Source organism: Rhizobium alarense, assembly GCF_021555155.1.
Taxonomy (GTDB): Bacteria; Pseudomonadota; Alphaproteobacteria; order Rhizobiales; family Rhizobiaceae; genus Rhizobium_D; species Rhizobium_D alarense.
On sequence record NZ_JAKGBU010000076.1, the window covers coordinates 19,695 to 25,396 of the forward strand.

Genomic DNA, 5,702 nt, shown 5'->3' on the forward strand with positions numbered 1-5,702 from the left:
CCGGGGCCCGACGTCCGGAATTTTTTGCCGTGCGGAGCGGGAAATGCCGCAGCACTTTGCGTGCGCCTCCCCCATACTCTGCCAATGTCGCCGATTCGCCCCCTCATCCCCCTGCTCGTCACCGCCGGCATCCTGATCGGCGGCAACGGGCTGCAGGGTACCTTCATCTCGCTGCGCGCCTCACAGGAAGGCTTTTCGACCTCGCTGATCGGCGTCGTCGGCGCGGGCTACAATATCGGCTTCGCGATCGGCTGCATCTACGTCACGCGCATCCTGCGGTCGATCGGGCACATCCGCGCCTTCTCGGCCATGGCGGCGATCGCCTCGGCGGCGGCGATCGCCATGGTGCTCGTCATCGACCCCGCCTTCTGGTTCCTGATGCGGCTCGTCTCCGGCCTCTGCTTCGCGAGCCTGTTCGCCACCGTCGAGAGCTGGCTCAACGCCAAGGTGACGAATGCCAACCGGGCGCGCACGCTGTCGGTCTACCGGCTCGTCGACCTCGGCTCGGTGACGACGGCGCAGTTCCTGATCCCCGGCATCGGCATCGGCGGCTTCGAGCTCTTCGCCATCGCCGCCATGGCGCTGTCGCTGTCGCTCGTGCCGATCTCGCTTGCCGACCGCTCCAGCCCGGCCGTGCCCGAGGCGATCCGCTTCGACGTGCGCAGGCTCTGGAACATCTCGCCGCTCGCCACCGTCGGCTGCATCGTCGTCGGGCTCACCAATTCGTCCTTCCGTTCGCTCGGGCCGATCTACGGCGAGCAGATCGGGCTGTCGATCACCGCCATCGCCAGCTTCATGAGCGCCGGCATCATCGGCGGCGTCGTGCTGCAATATCCGCTCGGCGCCTATTCCGACCGGCTCGACCGGCGGCTGATCATCCTCGTCGCCACCTTCGGCGCCATGCTGTCGGCGCTCTTCCTGGCGCTCGTCGCCGGCAGCGACGAATGGCTGAACATGGCGGCGATCTTCGTCTTCGGCGCCTTCGCCATGCCGCTCTATTCGCTCTGCTCGGCGCATGCCAACGACCATGCCGGCGAAGGCGAACATGCGCTGGTCTCGGCGGGCACCCTGTTCTTCTGGTCGATGGGCGCGATCATCGGGCCGCTCTTCGCCTCGGTGATGCTCGACATCTTCGGGCCGCAGGCGCTGTTTGCCTATACGGCCGTCGTGCTCGTCGCCTTCATGGCCTATACGGCGCTGCGCATGACGGCGCGCGGGCCCGTGCCGGCCGCGGCGCGCGGGAGCCGGTTCCGGGCGCTGCTGCGCACCTCCTTCTTCTTCAACAAGCTTGCCGGCACCGAGAAGGACCGCGACGGCCGGCGCTAGAGGCCTGCGGCAATGCGACCGCCCCGCCCGCATTGCCGCGTCTGCCGGTCAGGTCTAGACAGGACCGATTGACGGAGGACGGGCATGCTGACACGACGACGGCTGATGACGGGCGCGCTGGTGGCCGGCGCCTATGCGGGCGGCATGGGGCTGGCGCGCCGCTTCGGTCGCGCGGCGGCGGCCGGCGCCGCGACCGTGCTGACGGCCCGGCCGGGCGAGGCTTCCATCACCGACGGCGGGCCGACACGGGGCATCATGACCTATGAGACGGATACGGCCGGGCCCGGCGGCCTGCCGCCCGTGCTGCGCATGCGGCGGGGCGAGCCCTTCGCGGCGCGGCTCGACAACCGGCTCGACGAGCCGACGACGGTGCACTGGCACGGGCTGCGCATCGCCAACGCCATGGACGGCGTGCCCTTCCTCACCCAGCCCTATGTCTATCCCGGCGACGGCTTCGACTACCGCTTCACGCCGCCCGACGCCGGCACGTTCTGGTACCATCCCCATTGCAACACGCTCGACCAGATGGGGCGCGGGCTGGCCGGCGTCCTCGTCGTCGAGGATCCCGCCGATCCCGTCTTCGACGCCGAGATCGTGCTCAACCTGCGCGACTGGCGGCTCGGCGGCGACGGGCAGTTCATCGCCCAGTTCAGGCCGCGCGACGCGGCGCGGGCCGGCACCTTCGGCACGGTGCGCACCGCCAACTGGCGCCGGGTGCCGCAATACGACGCGCCGGCCGGCGGCCTCGTCCGCCTGCGGCTCGCCGCGACCGACGTGACGCGCATCCTGCAGCTCGTCGTGGCGGGGGCGGCGGCGGAGGTGATCGCGCTCGACGGCAATCCGGTCGCGACCCGCTTTCCGCTCGACCGGCTGATGATCGGCCCCGGCCAGCGGGTCGACCTCTGCCTGCGCATGCCGGACACGGAGGGGGCGATCGCGACGCTCGGCGACGTTCGCGGCACGAAGCCCGCCGACCTCGCGACGTTCCGCGCGGTCGGCACCTCGCTCAGGCGGGCGGTCTCCGACCTGCCGGCGCTTGCCGCAAACCCCATTGCCGAGCCCGATCTTTCGGCGGCGACGGAAATCCCGTTCGTTCTCTCCGCTTCCGCAGAGGAACGGCCGAAGGACGGCATCTGCGGTTCGCTCGGCTACAATTTCTGGGCCATCAACCGGGTGCCCTGGGCCGACGACACCGGCGACCCGACCGCGCCGCTCGCCGAGATGAAGACCGGACGCAGCTATGTCTTCAACGTCGAGAACCCGACGCCGCAGATCCATCCGCTGCACCTGCACGGCCTTGCCTTCCGGCCGATGAACTCGAACAGGCAGGCAGTCCGCCCGGGTTTCTCCGACACCTACCTGATCCTGCCGGACGAAAAGGTGCAGCTGGCGCTCGTCGCCGACAATCCCGGCGACTGGGTGTTCCATTGCCACATCATCGAACACCAGAAGACGGGCATGACGAGCTATCTGCGCGTCGCCTGAGGCGGGCGCCGGCAAGTTTTCGATTGTGGCGAAAACATGAAGGGTCTAAAGCTCCTCGATTGCCCCAGACGCCCTGCCCGTCCGAACCGCCCGAGTGACTTGATGCACATTATCGAAACGACCGAGGCCCTTGCCGAAGCCTGCCAGATCCTTGCCCGCTCCGACTATCTCACCATCGACACGGAATTTCTGCGCGAGACGACGTTCTGGCCGGAGCTCTGCCTGATCCAGATGGCAGGGCCGGAGGCGGCGGTGATCGTCGATCCGCTCGCCCGCGGCCTCGACCTTTCGCCGTTCTTCGCGCTGATGGCCGACACGTCCGTGCTCAAGGTGTTCCATGCCGCGCGGCAGGACATCGAAATCATCTACAATCTCGGCAAGCTCATCCCGCATCCGATCTTCGACACGCAGGTCGCCGCGATGGTCTGCGGCTTCGGCGACAGCGTCTCCTACGACCAGCTCGTGCAGAAGGTGACGGGCGAGCATATCGACAAGTCGTCGCGCTTCACCGACTGGCGCCGCCGGCCGCTTACCGACAAGCAGCTCGACTACGCGCTCGCCGACGTGACGCACCTGCGCGACGTCTATCTCTTCCTCAAGGGCAGGCTGGAGGCGGAGGGCCGCACCACCTGGCTCGCCGAGGAGATGGCGGTGCTGGAGGCGACCGAAACCTACGACATGCATCCGGACGACGCCTGGCGGCGGCTGAAGATGCGCATCCGCAAGCCGATGGAACTCGCCGTGCTGCAGAAGATCGCCGCCTGGCGCGAGCGCGAGGCGCGCGGCCGCAACGTGCCGCGGTCGCGCATCCTGAAGGACGACGTGCTTTTCGAGGTGGCGCAGCAGCAGCCGGCGGATGCCGAGGCGCTGTCGCGGCTGAGGACCATCCCCAAGGGCTGGGAACGCTCGCAGGGCGGCGCGGCGCTGCTCGAGGCGATCAACGAGGCGCTCGCCACGCCGAAGACGGACCTGCCCAAGCTGCCGCGCCAGGTGCAGCCGCCGGAAGGGGCCGCAGCGGCGACCGAGATGCTGAAGGTGCTGCTGAAGCTCATCTCGGAAAAGCAGGGCGTCGCCGCCAAGGTGGTCGCCAGCAGCGACGACCTCGAAAAGATCGCCATCGACGGCGAGACGGCAGAGGTGCCGGCGCTTTCCGGCTGGCGGCGCGAGCTGTTCGGCGACACGGCGCTGGCGCTGATCGGCGGCAAGGTCGCGCTGCGCTTCATCGACCGCAAGATCGAGGCCGTGGAGCTCTGACGGGGGCGCGTCATACCAACCTGCCCTGATATTGAGCGATTGCGCCGGAGCGATTTTGTCCTGCGGCCAGGAGAAAACCGCAGTCGGACCTTTTGGTCCGGCGAGGATTTTCGACGCCGTCCGCAGGCCAAAAGCGCCCGGCCCTCCGGGTGGGCCGTCTGTCGGCCACCGGCAGTGTCGCAATCCTCGACCGATGCCAGGGCATCGCTCTGCGGTATGCTCCTCGCCGGATGACCGCAGACGGTCCCACGCAATCGCTCAATATCAGCGCAGGTTGGTATCAGGCGTGCAGCTTCGCACCCCTGGTGATCTTCTCGACGAGCTTCTTCTGCGCGTGCAGCGCGATGCCGACGACCTTCGCGTCGTCCGGGCCGAAGGCGGCGAAGGCGGCGCGGTTCGCCGTATCGTGGCCGGTCGCGAACATTTCCTCGACATAGACCGAGGTCGTCACGGCGCGTTCGAGCGCGCGGCGGTGGATCGTGCGGATCAGCCTGTCGTCGGCGGCAAGCACGATGACCGGCTGGACGGGAAGCGCGGTGTAGACATGGCCGGCGGCATCGCGGTAGGCTTCGCCGAGAAGCTTCGGCCTGGCGCCGACCAGGCCGCCGGCGAGGAAGGCGGCGACGTTCAGCTTCTGCCAGGTCTCAAGATCGTTGCGGATGACGATGGCGAATTTCGTGTCGAACATGGATGAACACTCCGGGAAAGCGGCCGGCGACGGCCGGCCCACCGGCAATGTGCTAGCCGGTGCGGTCGGCGACGATCTTGAAGGATCGTGCGGCGGCGACCGGATCCGGCTCGCCCCCGCCTCCGGCGGCATCGAGCGCATCGAGGCGCGGTTCACGGGCCGCGGCTTCGAGCCGCACCGCCACGACACCTATGCGATCGGCATGACGCTTTCCGGCGTGCAGACCTTCGCCTACCGCGGACGGCGGCACGCGAGCCTGCCCGGCAACGTCATCGTGCTGCATCCCGACGAGTTGCATGACGGCGGCGCGGGCACCGAGGACGGGCTCACCTACCGCATGATGTATGTGCCGCCGGAGCGCCTGGTCGCAGCCATGCCGTCCGGCGCGGCGCTTCCCTTCGTTCAGACGCCGGTCTTCGAGGACGCGCGCTTTGCGGCGTTCCTGCGGGGCGCGCTCGCCGATATCGACCATGCCGCCGATCCGCTGCAGCTCGACGACATGCTGGTCGAGACGCTCGCCGGGCTGACGCGGCATGCCGGCGCGCCGGTCCCTGCGCCGGGCAAGGCGGCGCCGGACGCCGTGGCGCGTGCCTGCGCCTTCCTGCGGGAGAACCTGGAGCGCACGGTGCATTCGGAGGAACTCGAGGCCGAAACGGGGCTCGATCGCTTCGCGCTTGCCCGCCAGTTCCGCCGCGTGGTCGGCACGAGCCCGCACCGCTACCTCGTGATGCGGCGGCTGGAACGGGCGAAGACGATGATGCGCGACGGCGCGGCGCTGGCCGAGACGGCGGCGGCGACCGGCTTTGCCGACCAGGCGCATTTCTCCCGTCACTTCAAGGCAACCTTCGGCATGACGCCGGGGCGCTGGCTGACGCTTTCGGCAGCGTGACGCACGCGACGCCGCGCAATCGGACCAGCCCGCCAAAAAGACGACCGCGCGCCGGCGGAT

The 5,702-nt window shown here is 68.9% G+C and carries 5 protein-coding genes; 4 read left to right on the forward strand and 1 reads right to left on the reverse strand.

All coding sequences use genetic code 11. The features are described from left to right. The first annotated feature begins 84 nt into the window (after positions 1 to 84). The 3 genes from LXM94_RS20255 to rnd all read left to right on the forward strand — a co-directional run bounded on the left by LXM94_RS20255 (position 85) and on the right by rnd (position 4,065). Positions 85 to 1,326 (forward strand): MFS transporter, encoded by a 1,242-nt coding sequence (locus tag LXM94_RS20255; protein WP_235773274.1) that lies wholly within the window; start codon positions 85 to 87, stop codon positions 1,324 to 1,326. 84 nt (positions 1,327 to 1,410) lie between these two features. Next, positions 1,411 to 2,811 carry a multicopper oxidase family protein gene (locus LXM94_RS20260; RefSeq protein ID WP_235773275.1) on the forward strand — a complete coding sequence of 467 codons (1,401 nt, stop codon included), beginning with the start codon at positions 1,411 to 1,413 and terminating at the stop codon, positions 2,809 to 2,811. Positions 2,812 to 2,919: 108 nt separating this feature from the next. Next, positions 2,920 to 4,065, forward strand: a complete 1,146-nt coding sequence (gene rnd, locus LXM94_RS20265) for a ribonuclease D (RefSeq protein WP_235773279.1) — start codon at positions 2,920 to 2,922, stop codon at positions 4,063 to 4,065. Positions 4,066 to 4,345: 280 nt separating this feature from the next. On the opposite strand, the gene LXM94_RS20270 is transcribed toward rnd, so the two are convergent. Further along, positions 4,346 to 4,753 (reverse strand): DUF2000 family protein, encoded by a 408-nt coding sequence (locus tag LXM94_RS20270; protein WP_235773276.1) that lies wholly within the window; start codon positions 4,751 to 4,753, stop codon positions 4,346 to 4,348. Here LXM94_RS20270 and LXM94_RS20275 point away from each other — a divergent pair. Further along, complete coding sequence (locus LXM94_RS20275; RefSeq protein WP_235773277.1) at positions 4,752 to 5,642, forward strand: AraC family transcriptional regulator; 891 nt, start codon at positions 4,752 to 4,754, stop codon at positions 5,640 to 5,642. The two genes, LXM94_RS20270 and LXM94_RS20275, sit on opposite strands and share 2 nt — an antisense overlap. Positions 5,643 to 5,702 lie beyond the last annotated feature (60 nt).